General features: G+C 46.6%; 1 protein-coding gene. It reads left to right on the top strand.

Annotated elements, in window-relative coordinates:
• Nucleotides 1-420: 420 nt before the first annotated feature.
• The coding region (gene arcA, locus ACRC27_RS14320; RefSeq protein WP_438640190.1) for a two-component system response regulator ArcA at nucleotides 421-1106 on the top strand (686 nt) is incomplete at its 3' end.

The raw sequence follows: 1106 nt of genomic DNA, 5'->3' as shown, positions 1-1106 counted from the left end.
AAAAATCCCTGTTAACAATTAACTGATAATCCGCACAGATCGATAAACAGTTTATTGATAAATAATGATATTTTATAAAATATTGCAGCCAGTAGCAGACAGATCGGCTAAACTTGACATATATCAAGCAAATTTACGTTATTTCAACTAGTCTGACATAGCCCATTGTTATAAGGCTGTTACATAGATAGAATATTGCGCACCTAGAAGGTATCCTGCCATTAAGAGTCATTGACGACATCTGCGGTGTTACGGCGAGCATCAGTGCCGCATCGCTCCTAAGGAAGGCGCAAGCAGTTGAATTCTACGTTAATTCCTGTGCATTGATTCGTAAACACTTACCGATAAAATATGTTAAGTTTTAATGCACAACATTGCACAACAAGATTCATATTTTTGGTATTGTCTTAGGTAGCATACATGCAAACCCCGCACATTTTGATCGTCGAAGACGAGCTGGTCACTCGCAACACTCTGAAAAGTATTTTTGAGGCCGAAGGCTATATCGTTCACGAAGCCAACGACGGCACCGAAATGCATCAGATGCTGTCTGACCACGATATCAGCCTGGTCATTATGGATATCAACCTGCCGGGCAAAAATGGCTTACTGCTGGCGCGCGAACTGCGTGAGCAGGCCAATATCGCACTGATGTTCCTGACCGGACGTGATAATGAAGTCGATAAGATTCTGGGTCTGGAAATCGGCGCTGATGACTACATCACCAAGCCATTTAACCCACGCGAGTTAACTATTCGTGCCCGTAACCTGCTGTCTCGTACCATGAACATCGGTGGTGGCAGCGAAGAGCGTCGTCTGGTGGAAGAGTACTGCTTTAACGGCTGGACTCTGGACATCAACAGCCGTTCTCTGGTTAGCCCGGCTGGCGAGCAGTTCAAACTGCCACGCAGTGAATTCCGTGCCATGCTGCACTTCTGTGAAAACCCGGGCAAGATTCAGTCGCGTGCCGAGCTGCTGAAGAAAATGACCGGTCGTGAACTGAAGCCGCATGATCGCACCGTTGACGTAACTATCCGCCGTATTCGTAAGCACTTCGAATCCGTGGCAGATACGCCGGAAATCATTGCCACCATTCACGGTGAAGG

This window comes from Plesiomonas sp., from assembly GCF_051650925.1.
Lineage (GTDB): Bacteria > Pseudomonadota > Gammaproteobacteria > Enterobacterales > CAMTGL01 > Plesiomonas.
Note: the sequence above shows the minus strand (reverse complement) of the source record. Positions and strands in the feature narration are given on the sequence as shown.